14 protein-coding genes are annotated in these 13,751 nt (G+C 38.8%); 6 read left to right on the top strand and 8 right to left on the bottom strand.

Annotation, left to right across the window (positions count from 1 at the left end; genetic code table 11):
• Positions 1–3: 3 nt before the first annotated feature.
• The 8 genes from WA1_RS19865 to WA1_RS59985 all read right to left on the bottom strand — a co-directional run bounded on the left by WA1_RS19865 (position 4) and on the right by WA1_RS59985 (position 7,284).
• A complete protein-coding gene (locus WA1_RS19865; protein WP_017741804.1) occupies positions 4–2,064 on the bottom strand; it encodes a PstS family phosphate ABC transporter substrate-binding protein in 2,061 nt (686 codons plus the stop codon).
• Between the two features lie 244 nt (positions 2,065–2,308).
• Positions 2,309–2,608, bottom strand: coding sequence for a hypothetical protein (locus tag WA1_RS19860; RefSeq protein ID WP_017741805.1), 300 nt, complete (start codon positions 2,606–2,608; stop codon positions 2,309–2,311).
• Positions 2,609–2,676: 68 nt separating this feature from the next.
• Positions 2,677–3,168 (bottom strand): phage tail protein, encoded by a 492-nt coding sequence (locus tag WA1_RS19855; RefSeq protein ID WP_017741806.1) that lies wholly within the window; start codon positions 3,166–3,168, stop codon positions 2,677–2,679.
• Between the two features lie 84 nt (positions 3,169–3,252).
• Positions 3,253–3,720 carry a phage tail protein gene (locus WA1_RS19850; RefSeq protein WP_017741807.1) on the bottom strand — a complete coding sequence of 156 codons (468 nt, stop codon included), beginning with the start codon at positions 3,718–3,720 and terminating at the stop codon, positions 3,253–3,255.
• Between the two features lie 189 nt (positions 3,721–3,909).
• Positions 3,910–5,568 carry a phage tail sheath family protein gene (locus tag WA1_RS19845; RefSeq protein ID WP_017741808.1) on the bottom strand — a complete coding sequence of 553 codons (1,659 nt, stop codon included), beginning with the start codon at positions 5,566–5,568 and terminating at the stop codon, positions 3,910–3,912.
• A gap of 674 nt (positions 5,569–6,242) precedes the next feature.
• Positions 6,243–6,872 carry a hypothetical protein gene (locus tag WA1_RS19840; protein WP_017741809.1) on the bottom strand — a complete coding sequence of 210 codons (630 nt, stop codon included), beginning with the start codon at positions 6,870–6,872 and terminating at the stop codon, positions 6,243–6,245.
• On the bottom strand, positions 6,869–7,108 hold the full coding sequence (locus tag WA1_RS59990; RefSeq protein ID WP_272819181.1) for a hypothetical protein: 240 nt from the start codon (positions 7,106–7,108) through the stop codon (positions 6,869–6,871). Before WA1_RS59990 ends, WA1_RS19840 begins: the two co-directional genes overlap by 4 nt.
• A gap of 5 nt (positions 7,109–7,113) precedes the next feature.
• A complete protein-coding gene (locus WA1_RS59985; RefSeq protein ID WP_272819180.1) occupies positions 7,114–7,284 on the bottom strand; it encodes a hypothetical protein in 171 nt (56 codons plus the stop codon).
• A 474-nt stretch (positions 7,285–7,758) separates the two neighbouring features.
• Here WA1_RS59985 and WA1_RS19830 point away from each other — a divergent pair, with 474 nt between their 5' ends.
• From WA1_RS19830 to WA1_RS19805, 6 genes are all read left to right on the top strand, one after another.
• The gene (locus WA1_RS19830; RefSeq protein ID WP_017741811.1) at positions 7,759–9,054 is read left to right on the top strand and encodes a Pvc16 family protein; all 1,296 of its coding nucleotides are present in this window, start codon (positions 7,759–7,761) and stop codon (positions 9,052–9,054) included.
• 54 nt (positions 9,055–9,108) lie between these two features.
• The gene (locus WA1_RS19825) at positions 9,109–10,638 is read left to right on the top strand and encodes a C2 family cysteine protease (RefSeq protein ID WP_017741812.1); all 1,530 of its coding nucleotides are present in this window, start codon (positions 9,109–9,111) and stop codon (positions 10,636–10,638) included.
• Positions 10,639–10,712: 74 nt separating this feature from the next.
• A complete protein-coding gene (locus tag WA1_RS19820) occupies positions 10,713–12,764 on the top strand; it encodes an ATP-binding protein (protein ID WP_017741813.1) in 2,052 nt (683 codons plus the stop codon).
• A 183-nt stretch (positions 12,765–12,947) separates the two neighbouring features.
• Positions 12,948–13,244 (top strand): hypothetical protein, encoded by a 297-nt coding sequence (locus WA1_RS19815; protein WP_017741814.1) that lies wholly within the window; start codon positions 12,948–12,950, stop codon positions 13,242–13,244.
• 16 nt (positions 13,245–13,260) lie between these two features.
• On the top strand, positions 13,261–13,443 hold the full coding sequence (locus WA1_RS19810; RefSeq protein WP_017741815.1) for a DUF6888 family protein: 183 nt from the start codon (positions 13,261–13,263) through the stop codon (positions 13,441–13,443).
• The gene (locus tag WA1_RS19805) at positions 13,440–13,631 is read left to right on the top strand and encodes a DUF6887 family protein (RefSeq protein ID WP_017741816.1); all 192 of its coding nucleotides are present in this window, start codon (positions 13,440–13,442) and stop codon (positions 13,629–13,631) included. Before WA1_RS19810 ends, WA1_RS19805 begins: the two co-directional genes overlap by 4 nt.
• The last annotated feature ends 120 nt before the right edge of the window (positions 13,632–13,751 follow it).

Genomic DNA, 13,751 nt, shown 5'->3' with positions numbered 1-13,751 from the left:
GTTTTACTTTTTATTTTGTGGTATTAGTCCCGTTTCCTTAAGTAATTGTTGTCCTTCATCAGTTTTTAGTATCTCAGCAAAACTTTTTCCGGCTTGAGAGCGAATTTCGTCATTAGGATAAACTACCGCAATTGGAGAGACAAAAGGATAAAGTTTTTGAGAAAAAGCCTCAGCATTAGGTTTATAACTTCCTTTATCGTTACATAAATCAAGTTGTGGATTTATGTCTTCACCATTGTTCTGGACTAAGGGTTGTACCTCTTTACCTTTTTCGCCCACGCTTAAAGGATAAACAGAGCATTGATTGTATACTTTACTTAAAAGTCCAAAACCAATACCACCATTTTGTCTGTTTTCAAAATCAGCAAGTATATTACTTCTCAGGGTATTGATAGTTTCTTGCAGGGTAATGATTTTTTGGTCTATGAGTTGTTGAAAACGTTCTGCTTCTAGGGGGTAATTTTTAAATATAATCTCCTTAAATCGCTGAACAACTGCTTTTTCTATTGGTATATAGAGTTTTACTGGTAAGTCTGGTAATTTATCATCCAATTCTTTCCAGTTAGTTATTTGACCACTATATAATCTCCGCAATTGCTCTAAGGAGATTTTTCCATTTAATCCTTGAGGGATACTTCCTACTCTTTGAGCATCACTAAAAGGTACAAATATGACTATACCGTCGTAAGCAATTGTTTCAGATGTTAATTGTTTATCTTGTAGTGGTAATCCAAAATTACTTGCATGTTGAGTGATGAAAAAATTTATCTTTTTATTTTCAACTTGGTTAAGAGCTTCGTTAAGTGAATTAACGCTCTTATAACTAAGCTGCAATTTGATTTCGCGATCGCTAAGAACTTGTCCAAATTTCTCATTAGGAGATAACAAACCTGGGGTTGTCATCAAATAGTCCCATGTCCCTTCTGATTTTGCAGAAGTGTATTGAAATTTGCCAGTAGGTACATTGATGATATCTTTAATCAATGAATATGCCGTTTGAGATGTTTTACCATCTGACATTTCTGCTGCTGTTGATATTTGCGACCACACTAATCTGCCTGATAATGACCCAAAAATTCCTAAAGATAGGCAAATTAATATGACTTTTAGCAAATTTTTAGTCGTTGTGGCTGGTTTTTTCTCTGATTCTACCTCTTGAATTATTAGTTGTTCAGCTTGTTGAGTTTCTGACTGAAACTCTGTTGCTAAAAGTGTATGTAAAGCTTCTCTTGCATCAGCAAAAGGTGTCTCCATTCCCAAAATACGGCGAATAAATCTCTTGAGGGTAATATCCTTAACTTGTGACCAATGTTGTTCATTTTTATGGTCTATAGGCTTGCCATTATCTGGGTGTCGATCTGCTCCCCATAATAAATACAAGCTAAGTTTTCCTAAGTCTTGTAAATCTTGTTCTGGTGAATGAGTTGTAATTTTAGCGGTTGGAGATTGAAATAAATCTTCCCAAATAGCTAAATCACAAAGATAGATAAAGAATTGATGGTTATTTGTCACAATTAATAAGCTATCTAAACTCAAATTACCATGAGCCAAACCGTAAAGTACCTGACCATTAGGTAAACGTACCTTTTGGGTGTGGAGGAACCAAAGAGTTTGCAAAACTTGTTTTAGGACTTCGCGTACCTGCTTAGAAGTTAGAGGAGAGTTTAATTGCTTGAGGTATTCTCTTAGAGTTATGGCATTATTAATGGGTTCATTGATTAAGTAGCAACGTCTTTCGTCTCTAGGAGCGATCGCATCATAAGGAATTACCAAGCGAAAATCTTGTCCTCCCTTCTGTTTGAGATTGATGCTGATTAATTGCTCAAATTTTTCTTTGCGATCGCTAACTTCTGTGTTGTTAAATTCTCCTTCGGGTAGCAAATATTCTTTAATTACAAGTGATTTATGACTTACGATTTGAACTCCTTGATAAAAGCGTACTTTTTCAAGTTCTGTAAAGGGTACATTACTAATAATTCGATATGTTCCTTTTTGACTTTTAAGAGTTTGATTTTTGGGTAATGGGGGAATTGCTGATTTAGCAGAAGGCGGTAGAGATTTCATCTTGACCTCTCATATTTTATCATCATGGTGCGTTACGTTACAATACTTGTCGGTTAAGCATAAAAATCAGAAAACACGTAGGTTGGGTTGAACGACAGTGAAACCCAACAAATATTTATAAATGTTGGGTTTCGTTCCTCAACCCAACCTACAAAGATTCTTATCCGAGCAGTATTGTGTTACGTTATTGTTTTCGGAGCGTGAAGGAGGCATAGTTTACCTCCTATGTAGCTCCATTCCTTACTTATTCTTCAGGCTCTAATTCATTTATTTGACGATAAAACTTATGAAGATAATTGAGGTCGCAAGCAAATAGTTCTTCTATAACTGTAGGAGTTATTTCTTCTAATGCTCCCAATTTAGTAATGACGCGAGCTAAGACAATAACCGTAGCATATGATGGATTGGATTGAACGCGAGGGTCGCTCAAAGGGTCAATTTCATCCATGGTTTTTGCTAAACGCATCAGCCCTATACGGTGTAAATTGCTATTCTCGTCCAGGTATCCTTTAGGTAAAGTAAACTCAAATTCTTTTTGCAACATAAGTCTTTACTTTTCACTCAAAATTTTACAACTTATACCTCTTGTGGCACGGGCTACAAGAAATCTTCTTATTTTCTTTGACGATAAAATCTTTCGACAGCTATTTCAATTTCTTCAATTTCCACATCCGTACCATTAGCACTTAAGTCAGAAATACTATATCTAACTGGCCAAGCTCCTCGAAATTGAAATACTGCTTGTGCTTGTGCTGCTTGATTGTAGATAGTTATAGAACCATCCCGAATTTGTTTAGACCAATTTCCCCTTTCAACCGATTCAAACCATTGAGACAACGTTTTAGATTGAGTCATTCCTCGGCGCAAAGTTATATTATTAGTCTTAAGGTTGCCAGGAATTTTAGTACAAAGAACGTTACCTATTTCTTTTTTACCTCGTCGGGGAATGACTTCCTGAACTTCTATTGCTTCTTGAGAGCGTTGAATCCCCGTACATTCCATGAAGTAAGCATCTACAGGTTCTTGACTACCATCAAGTTTAAGTTCTATATAAAACCGAGCATTTATGAGAATCTCTGGGAATTTATTAGTTAAGTTTGCCATAGGAGTTGGGAGTTAAGAATTAGGAGTTACGAGTTACGAGTAAAAAAATTAATTAATAACTCATTACTCATAACTCCTAAATTTTTATTGCACTCGGTTAATACCTGTGTGAACTAGCGTTATTGTTTCGTTAGCCACTTCATTTGAACCAGCTTGTAATTGTGGTCCTTCGTATTTGGTGGGATAAGCCTCTTTTAATTGCCATTTTGCTTGTGGCTCGCCTGCTTGGTTATAAACAGTGATCGAAGCACCTTGACGTTTTGTTTTCCAATCTGATTTTCCACCTTCGTTTTTGTTACAATCTTCGTACCATTTATAAAGGTCTTTATTAGTAGTTGCAACAACTTTGACAATAACTGGCTCAAATTTAACCTGAGTGGGTGCTGCTTGGCGTAAGTTCTTAGCACCTTTACCAGAACCAAGTACTGTGTCTCCACCAGCTGCTGGGCTTTCGGCGCTCAGACCAGAAACTTCTAAAATTAGCTTGTCTTGAATGTTATCAGCTTCAAAGTAAAATCTACAACTAACTAATAATTCATCTTGAGCTGGCATAATTCAAATCCTTCCTGTTTACTTTTGTTGTGTTTTTTTGCGAATTGAAAACCTGATACCATTTTGGATTTTAGATTTTGGATTGAGAAAGTCGTGTTTAGACTCGATCTTGACCAACTATCTGTCGCACTCTTTGTTCAAACTGGTATGATTCCTTCTTTAGTGGGCTTTTAGCCCACCCTACAGAATTTACTCTTCGTCTTGAGCAGTCCACTGACTAATGCGGAAGATAACGAACTCCGCTGGACGAACTGGACAAACACCGACTTCTACGTACAACCTTCCTAAGATCATCGTGTCAGGGGTATTAATTGTTTCGTCACACTTAACGTAGAAAGCTTGTTCAGGTGATGCTCCGTACAATGCTCCTTCTCGCCATAACCGTTCTAAGAAATTGTTGATGGTACGCCGTACTCTAGCCCACAGATCTTCGTCGTTTGGCTCGAATACTACCCATTGAGTACCTAATTCGATAGATTTTTCGATGTAGCTCATTAGACGACGGACGCTGATATAACGCCATTCGGTCTTGTCGGGTTCTACCAGAGTTCTTGCACCCCAAATCTTAATGCCTCTACTGGGGAAGGTACGGATACAATTAATACCTTGAGGGTTTAACAACTCTTGTTCGCGGAAGTTGCAATCGTAAGCTAGACCAGTAATACCGCGAGGAGTTTCGTTAGCTGGAGCTTTGTATACTCCCCTCGATTCATCGTTACGCGACCAAACGCCCATCATATAACCGCAAGGAGGAACTAAAATCGGTTTACCGTTTTTGCGGGGGTTTGCTACCTGTACCCAAGGGTAATATAGTGCTGCAAACATAGAGCGACGCTGAAAGTCGTTGTTCAACCAGTTGACTACCTGTTGCGGTTTAACTCGGTCAGGTGGTGTATCTAAAACGACCATGCGGTTGGGAGGATTTGGGCTTGAGTTTTCGCATAGGCTAATCATTAACTCCATAATGCCGTGAACTTGGTCTTCATCGAGCAAACCAACTTCGTAAGCTTTCATCAAGTCTGGACAAGCCAGCATGGTGATTTCGTCAACCTCGAATAAGCCTTGGATACCGCTGCGGTCATCGCGAACGCCTTGTACGTAACGCGCCAAATTTTCTTGGGTTGGTAAAACTGGGGGTGGACTAAGCTCAAATTGACCATTTACCGGACGGCGAGCGAGAGGTAGCCCTTTTTGTGTCATATCAACAACAGACACATACTGAGACTGCTCTAACTTGGTTACAACATAGTCTCCCAATTCGGGTAGAACGTTGCGATCCATAGTCAGGTTTTCGTAACGCTCCAACAGTTGACTATCCCGGCGCAGTGCTATGGTGAAAAATTCATCAGGTACTGGTGCTAGTGCATTTGGGTCATTGGGTTTGTCTGTTTTAGGTTCGCCCGATAAAATTTCTATTGTTACGGCTCCATTTTCTACCTCTTCTGGCTTTAAAGCAAACTCTAGAGATTCGCGTTTACTTGAGGTTTTCAGTTTCAATGCGCTATAGTCGGGACCTGGTTGATTTGTTTCTTGAGTCGGTTTGGGTAGTTGAGTACCAATACTCACAACCCAACAGCGAGCGCCTCCATTATTAAACCAACCTTGAACCGTAAAGGGTAAATATGCGTCAAAGTCGGTATAGCCATCGGAATTTTCTTTGGCGAAGTATTGCAGATATTGATCCCAACTGGTGACCAGCATTGGTTGACCAATTTCGGCTCCATTGCGGATGGCTTCGGTAAAGCCAACAAAGCCCGCAATGTTAGTTTGTACACCGTCTATCGGGCGACTACCTTTTTCAATTTCTTCAACGTAGACACCAGGAGCAAAGTAATCAAGTCTTGGCATAAATTGTCTTCCTTAGGATAACAGATATCAAGTCGATCGGTTTCAATGCATTCATATGCATTAAATTGCATATGAATGCAGTTAGCTAACAACTAAAATGAAGATATTTTGCTGTTAGCAAAGATTGTTTCTTCTTTATGTAGTCACTCGGCTTTTTTGTTGAGCAAATTTTCAACAATTTCAGATTGATAGTTTTCTGGCGAGTGCTAAACTATTTGTAGGTAAGCTTTATAGTGTTTCAGCCCCCTCGTTATCTTTTTATAGTTTTCACTAGAATTTACATATGCAATTTGCGAGGACTTTTTGATGAGAAAGGGATCAATACGATACTGTCCAGAGGAGGATTAGGAAGTTATTTTATTTGTCTTTTCAGTTTTTACATCAGTGTCTTCAGATCCAGTTATATAGCAATCCTAAATGATTTATAAACGTTAGATACCCGACTTCTTTGAGAAATCGGGTATCTGGACACTCAAATTTTCACAAATCAAATAGGAATGCTATAGAATAAGCAAATATACTTAGCAAACCGCCTTGGAATAGAAGTGAACTACAATCACCACCCTCAATGGCATTTTGTCCCCACTAGCTGCTTGAGCTACCGGAATATGCATAAGCTTCCTATGCGAGCGAAATAATGCTGTATTCAAGAGAGCAATCGCCAATAGCTTCGTCTACTGTTTACATTCCAGTCTTCCCCAACTGTTCTCAATACCATAAATACATTGCTTATACGCTAAACTACTTGTTTTGTCTTGACCACGACCATCTCCACAAGTAGCAGTCAAAATACTATCCTTTACAGAAATATTTTTACAAGTATGTTGATAGGTTCCTGATGGCAATGGCTGCGGCTGTGATGTAAAATAATAAAAGCAAATCATAACACCTGTAACTGCTGCAATAATACTGATCCCCTTACTAAAAATTGAACCATTTGTTAAAACTACAGTTAAATTTTGATTCTTTGAACTATTTGAATTAATATTGCTAAAGTTTTGATCGCAATTAAGTTTGGCGGCAATTTCACTTAAAATAGTTGCATATTTTCCTTGAGAAAAAACCGGAAATAATTCTTTACAACAAAGCTTGCAAAGAGCTTCTTCTTCACCTATTTCATTCAAATACTTAATAAGTAGTAGAAAAAAGTCATATTCTGAAGAGTCTCTGATAAATGAAAGTCGTTTGGGGTCGATTCCAATGTTATAACATAGTGCTTCTCGTGTTCTTGATTGTTGGCTACGGAGTAGAAGGTTTATTAATGTGTCTATATCAGTTTCGTCTAAAAAGAATTGAGTTGTCATACTTTTAACACCTTTTTGAATGGAGGCTGTTCATTAAACCAACTTACCTTAGCAACCGTTTCCTTAATATTTGGCTTTTTCTTTAAAATCGGAGTTAGTTGCTCTGGAATACCTGCCAACCGAATTGCAGCACAACCAAATTTGTAGGCAAATTCAACAGACTTTCCTGCTCCTAGAGCATCGTAAAAGCCCACAGCGAATTCAATTGCTGCTCTATCGCTGATTGCCTTGCTCATACCAATCACACAATTAATGTGTTGAGCGATCGCACTGCCCACTTCTGCTCTAAGACAAACTGTTCGCGGTGTTTAGCTCGCTGCAACCCAGCATCAATTTCACGCACCTCCTCATCTAAACGCAGTGGTGTCGTGCTTTTAGGATTTGCTGCTAAAATCAAGATTTTTTGTTGCATAAATTAATTAGCTCCAGCTATATTAAGTTGAAAAGTTTTTCTTAAATCATAAAACTGCTTTTTCAAATCATCTGAAATGTTGATGTGCATTTCTTTAGTAGTTTTTGCAGTCATGTAATTGATTCTCGCATGGATAAAGCTACAAAAGTAAAAACGGCACTTCCGAAAAAATTCCATTAACTTATATCTTCCACCTACACCATTTTGGTGTAAGGCATCTATTCCTCTCACCCTTAAAAAATGAGCGAACGTACAGTATGTATTGGAAGTGGGGAGTTTAGTATGCATAAGCTGTACAAATTTGCATCTACATATAATCAACCTGGATTTGATGCCTCAAATTTTGCACTAAGCCTTTCTCTATGCGCCCGTTTCAACAGACTTAAGCTATTAGCCAGCAACTTATAGGTACTGGCTAGTAGCCTAATAACGCAATATTTGACACACCAAAATTTATATTAAACGGTAACAACAATGAGTAATTATTTAGCGATCGCTACTGTTACGGCAACTCTACAAAGAATATTGCAAGCCAATATACAAGTAGATTTACCCGGTGCAAAAGTCACTACTACTCAATCTAATACAGGTAGCGGTGGTGGTACGCCAGAACTAGGAGTAAATATTTATTTATACCTAATTTCCCCCAATCCTGCTTGGCGTAATTCTGATTTACGGAACCGTCGTCCAAAGGGAGATTTAATCAAACAAGCACAAACTGGTCTTGATTTATACTACATAATAACTTGTTACGGCGATGATATAGAACTGGAACCGCAACGGCTAATGGGTAGTGTGGTGCGTACTATTGTTGACTACCCGCTTTTAACGTCAGAGATGATTCGGGAAACGGTGAACAACCCAACTTTTAGCTTTTTAGCTGATTCTGACCTCGAACAACAAGTGGAGCAGGTAAAAATTCTTCCTAATATGATTAGTGTAGAAGAACAGTCAAAAACTTGGTCTGACTTTGTTCAGTCTCCTTATACATTGTCTTTTACTTTTCAAGCAAGTGCAGTCTTAATTGAGGGTAGTAAACCTAGCCGTAGAGCTTTACCTGTAAGAAGTACTGGATTTTATACTGCGCCTTATCAGCCTGTGATTTCCCAAGTCGTACCGGATGTAGGGATCAATCAACCGATTTTAGCTAACAGTAGTTTGATAATTCGCGGTCAGCAATTACAATGCGATCGCTCACAAATTAAGATAGGTGATTGCAAGCTACAGCCACAAGAGGTAAGTGAAAAAGAGATTTTATTAAATTTATCCTCACTACCAATAGAGCAAGTCAAGTGGTTGCGAGCTGGTGTGCAGAGTTTACAAGTATTACATTCGTTTGCAAAACTATCAAAAATTGACCCAGAGCGTTTTATTGGGTCTAATGTAGTACCGTTTGTCTTGTGTCCAATAATTACAGAGGTGGAAGTTAAAAAATTAGAAGATGACGGATATGATTTATATTCAGCAGAGTTAAGCGTGCAACTAGATTTAACAGTAGGTGCTAATCAGCGAGTATTTTTGTTATTAAATGAGCGGAACTCCTCCAAAGAAACTGAGCGATCGTCCTCTCATCCTGCTGCGTACATTTTTCCTGCAAAGTCTCGCAGTCAAGATACCAACGTAATGATGTTTTCTATAAATGATGTGAAAGCAGGAGATTATTTAGTGCGCGTACAGGTAGATGGTGCGGAAAGCCCTTTATATGTAGATACTAACCCAGAGAGCGAAACCTACGAGCAATATATTCATCCGATGGTTGTAATTGGATAGTAGTTGTATTAATTTTGATTTTAGATTTTGAATTACGAGATAAGAGATAAAACTATGACACGGCAACGAAGCAATTCAGCACCACCAAGATTACCGACTCAAGAAACTGCTGTTCTACAATCTGAGGCAGGTTCGAGTAATTGGCGGCAAGATGCTACTAACTCACAGCAGACTACCACTAGTTTAAGAAACCTTGATTTAAGGTCTATAAATTCATATTCCCACCCACTGTCATCACATGAACAAAATGATGATTTTGACGAAATATTAGACCTATATGACCAAAGAGAAACAGACGAAGATGCTACTAACTCACAGCAGACTACCACTAATTCAAGAAACCTTGATTTAAGTCCCATAAATTCAGATTCCCACCCACCGTTATCGCATGAACAAAATGATGATTTTGACGAAATCTTAAATATACATGACCAAAGAGAAACAGACGAAGAACAAAATGATGAAAATAATGAAGAAAGATATAAAACAAACGAAAATGCACTTGAAAAACCTTTAAGAAAACCTGATAGATTAAGATTGAATCAAGCTCAAGTTACTACCACAGAAGGCAAGGAAGAAACCATTAGCAAAGAGCAGAATTTTAAAATTACTGATACTGAAGAAGACGAAACAAGTTATATAATTCAGTATTACAAATGGAATAGTAATAATTCTGAACCAAGGCAACGCTTAGAAGAAATTCAAGGCCGGATTGAAAAAGATAACGTTGTGAAAGGAAGTAGGCAACAAACGCCTTTAGAAAACATAAATACAGGTAGAAGAAACAGACCAGTACAAATTTTACCTAATAATGTGCGTGGAATTAGACAAGAAGATGTATATCAAAATGGGGTTTCTGACTGCTATTTACAAGCCGCAATGATTGCAGTAGCAAAGCAAAATCCACAACAAATTTGGGATATGGTCAGCGTGAATGACAATGACGTTAGGGTAACGTTTCACTTGCCCGAAAATAACGAAAATAATGCTTCTAATCTCAACCAGGAGTTAAGACCAATAGAGATTACTGTGAAGAAATCCCTACTACTTAATAACGACGGACAACTAGTTTATGGTGGTAAAATTGGTAACAATAACTATCTTTGGCCTGCTTTCATCCAAAAAGCATGGGCAGTAGTTAAAGGTGGATATGCAGAATCAGCAATGGGGGTAGTAACAGATACTATCAAGGCTATTACTGGTGAAGGCAGAAGTACACCATTTCGTTTGACCCATCATTGGAATATTTATAACAATCTAGTAACGGCGCTAAATGACCGAAGAGCCGCAGTGCTTACTACTTCTGTATTCGCCAAGCAAGGTAAATTGAAAAAGTTACTCAACTCCTTTAATGATAGGTCAGCCCCCAAAGACAAACCTCTCGGTAAGGTTCGCGTCATGCACGCTTATGCTGTGTTGGATATGGATAACAGAAATCTCACAGAAAATGATTTTCAAGATAATGCTATTCCAGATGTTTCGCTGACATTACGCGACCCAAGAGATCCCAAAGGTAAAACCTTTAAACGTACCCTTAAGCAAGTGCTAAGTAAAGATAAGTTCGATGCGGTTCACACTGGGTAAACAAAACCATAAAATTTATTATTTGAGAACAATCCTGATATGAAATATTAGGAAATATTAGGAATATACCTACAATGCTATTAACTCAAAAACCAAAAAATGAAATTCATAACGACTGTTGGCAAGAACTTAACCGTCGCTATTTAATGGCTGCAATAGCTTCTGTATCTGAAAGTTTAGAAAAATACATAGCTCGTTTACAAGACCACCCAGTAGAACAAAATCCTCAATCCAAAATCGAAAAAATGCCTATTCCATCGGCGTTAGAGCAACTCTGTACAACTTTTGAGCTTTCAGATTTTGAGCGGGATATATTAGTGTTATGCACTGGAGTTGAGTTGAAATCTTCAGTTGCAAACCTTTGTGCAGAAGCTCAGGGAGATGAGGAACTAACTTATCCTACCTTTGCTTTAGCAATTGCAGCTTTACCAAAACCCCATTGGAACGCTATTACACCTGATGGAGCATTGCGTCACTGGAAGTTGATTGAAGTTGGTTCGGGTTCAACTCTGACAAGCAAATCTTTACAGATTGACGAGCGAGTTTTACACTACCTTATTGGTGTGGAATCTACTGACGCACAACTTAGGGGAATGATTTCGCCTATTGCTCCTAGTGATGAATTAGTGCCGTCTCATCAAAAATTGGCACAGCAGATTGCAGCTACTTGGATGCAAGCCAAGTCAGATTTAAAGCTACCGATTATACAGTTGCGTGGGTATGATACTGCTAGTATGCAAGCGATCGCCAAGTCAGCCAGTGCAATATTAGGGCTGCAAGTTCATGTTATGTCAGCAATGGCGATACCAACACAAATAAGTGATTTAAATAACCTGTTGCAGTTATGGGAGCGGGAAGCAAAATTAAGCAATTCCGTTTTACTTTTAGATACTGAAATTGATATTAGCAACCCAGAAAGAGAAAGCGCCATCACCCACATCATCGAGAACATCCAAAGTTTACTGATTGTCACCAGTCGCGAGGGCGTTCGCCAAAGACAACGACCCTTAATTACTTTAAATGTTCATCTACCAACCAAACAAGAACAACGTACCCTTTGGGAAAAAGCTCTAGGTGAAATGACATCCGACCTCAACGGACATGTTGAAACTCTAGTAAACCAATTCAACCTCAACGCCCCCACCGTTGATGCTGTATGTACCGAAGTGCGAGGACGCTTGCTAGAAGGTGAGTGGGAACAAACAGAAAATCCTTCTCCCCCCCTCTCCCCCTGCCCCCAACCCCAGAGGGGACCCCTAGCCCCCTCTCTCCCCCTCCTCCTCTGGGATGCTTGTCGCGTTCAGGCTCGTCCGAGTTTGGATGAGTTAGCACAACGCATTGAACCGACTACATCTTGGGATGACTTGGCGATGAGCGAATTACAAATGCAAACCTTAAAGAGTATCGCATCTCACCTGAGACAACGTATTCATGTTTACGAAAAATGGGGGTTTGCTAGTAAAAGTAGACGTGGTTTGGGTATCAGTGCTTTGTTTTCTGGTGTAAGCGGTACTGGTAAAACGACTTCGGCAGAGGTGTTAGCAAAAGAACTACGGCTAGATTTATACCGCATAGATTTAAGTGCAGTCGTCAGCAAGTACATTGGTGAAACAGAGAAAAATCTAGGTCGTATCTTTGATGCAGCAGATGCTGGAGCGACAATTTTGCTGTTTGATGAGGCTGATTCTTTATTTGGTAAGCGTTCTGAGGTAAAAGACACTCAAGACCGCTATGCAAATATGGAAGTTAGTTATTTGTTGCAGCGGATGGAGTCTTACCAAGGTTTAGCTATCCTCACAACTAACCTGAAAGATTCAATTGATAGTGCTTTTCTGCGTCGTATCCGTTTTGTTGTGAAGTTTACCTTTCCGGATGCTAGTCAAAGAGAGGAGATTTGGCGACGTATTTTCCCTAAAAATACACCTACTGAAGGGCTGGAGTTTGCTAAGTTGGCACGGTTGAATGTAGCGGGTGGAAATATCCGTAACATTGCTTTGAATGCGGCTTTTATTGCAGCAGATGCAGGGGAACCCGTGCAGATGAAGCATATTAAGATAGCTGCTCAGGCTGAATATATTAAGTTGGAGCGAACGCTTACTGACGCGGAAGTTAGGGGTTGGGTGTAGCACATTGATGTTGTATGGCGTGCAAAATTCATACAGAAAATAACTGAAAAATAAATTAGGAGTAGGTAAAAGATATTATGACTAAACAACGTATAGTAAATAATTGTTCTTGTTGGTAAAGACTCTGTAGCAGCAACTGCCAAGGCATATAAAATTGGTGAAAACGAAGTTCGTAAAATAATAATGGAGGACTTTGGACTGGAAGATGAAGCTCAAGTGCTGTTTGTAGAACAACCCGGACGCTTTCATTTGGATATGGGGTTACTGATGATAGATAATGGACAAGTTATAGTTAATGATTCAGAGGAATCATTTAAAAAACAGTTCTCAGAGGAAGAATCAATACCAGAAGAAATAAAGAGACGCAAAGCTTTAGAAGATCGAGCCGCAAAAGACTTGCAAGAAGGAGGAGTAGAGGTTATCCGCAAGCCATTAGCGAACGAAAAGTTCAATTTCTTTAAACCTACAAAAGGTCAATGATAAGGAGTCTGAGAATTTGCCAACCGCAGCACAATCTATTCAAGCTGTTATTCTTTGTCAATGGTTATCTAATGGTTATCAACCCATCAACATTTTTCGTTATGACTCCAAATTAAAAACGATTTATATTCAAGGGGGTGCCAATGATGAAATCGCATTAGTCATCTATTCTGATGGAAACTGGAGGTTTTTCTCATGACTGATTTAACTCAAATGACAGTAACAGAATTAAAACAATACTTATCTGAAAATCGCAGTGATGATGAGAAATTTAGTGAAGCACTAGCAGAATTATTAAAGCGCGATCCCAATCCTGTCATTTATTCTAAAGATATGCCTTTAGAAGAGCAAGAACGAATTTTTATGGAAAAAATCACAAAACATTAGCTCTTGTAGTGCGATCGTCCATTGTGTTTTTGTGAACAAGGCGATCGCTCTGTCCTAAGCGCTATCTAGCAAATAACGATATGCGCTAAACTGACAGCATTGTTCTGGTGATGGCAAATC

It is taken from the genome of Scytonema hofmannii PCC 7110 (assembly GCF_000346485.2).
Classification (GTDB): domain Bacteria; phylum Cyanobacteriota; class Cyanobacteriia; order Cyanobacteriales; family Nostocaceae; genus Scytonema; species Scytonema hofmannii.
This window is presented reverse-complemented; position numbering and strand designations above follow the sequence as displayed.

Excerpts from the sequence above, each read along its gene's own strand:
- WA1_RS59985 (WP_272819180.1), bottom strand. The coding sequence starts at position 7,284 with ATGCAACAAAAAATCTTGATTTTAGCAGCAAATCCTAAAAGCACGACA.
- WA1_RS19805 (WP_017741816.1), top strand. The coding sequence starts at position 13,440 with ATGACTGATTTAACTCAAATGACAGTAACAGAATTAAAACAATACTTA.
- WA1_RS59990 (WP_272819181.1), bottom strand. The coding sequence starts at position 7,108 with ATGAGCAAGGCAATCAGCGATAGAGCAGCAATTGAATTCGCTGTGGGC.
- WA1_RS19845 (WP_017741808.1), bottom strand. The coding sequence starts at position 5,568 with ATGCCAAGACTTGATTACTTTGCTCCTGGTGTCTACGTTGAAGAAATT.
- WA1_RS19840 (WP_017741809.1), bottom strand. The coding sequence starts at position 6,872 with ATGACAACTCAATTCTTTTTAGACGAAACTGATATAGACACATTAATA.
- WA1_RS19825 (WP_017741812.1), top strand. The coding sequence starts at position 9,109 with ATGACACGGCAACGAAGCAATTCAGCACCACCAAGATTACCGACTCAA.
- WA1_RS19865 (WP_017741804.1), bottom strand. The coding sequence starts at position 2,064 with ATGAAATCTCTACCGCCTTCTGCTAAATCAGCAATTCCCCCATTACCC.
- WA1_RS19850 (WP_017741807.1), bottom strand. The coding sequence starts at position 3,720 with ATGCCAGCTCAAGATGAATTATTAGTTAGTTGTAGATTTTACTTTGAA.
- WA1_RS19860 (WP_017741805.1), bottom strand. The coding sequence starts at position 2,608 with ATGTTGCAAAAAGAATTTGAGTTTACTTTACCTAAAGGATACCTGGAC.
- WA1_RS19855 (WP_017741806.1), bottom strand. The coding sequence starts at position 3,168 with ATGGCAAACTTAACTAATAAATTCCCAGAGATTCTCATAAATGCTCGG.
- WA1_RS19830 (WP_017741811.1), top strand. The coding sequence starts at position 7,759 with ATGAGTAATTATTTAGCGATCGCTACTGTTACGGCAACTCTACAAAGA.
- WA1_RS19820 (WP_017741813.1), top strand. The coding sequence starts at position 10,713 with ATGCTATTAACTCAAAAACCAAAAAATGAAATTCATAACGACTGTTGG.
- WA1_RS19815 (WP_017741814.1), top strand. The coding sequence starts at position 12,948 with ATGGAGGACTTTGGACTGGAAGATGAAGCTCAAGTGCTGTTTGTAGAA.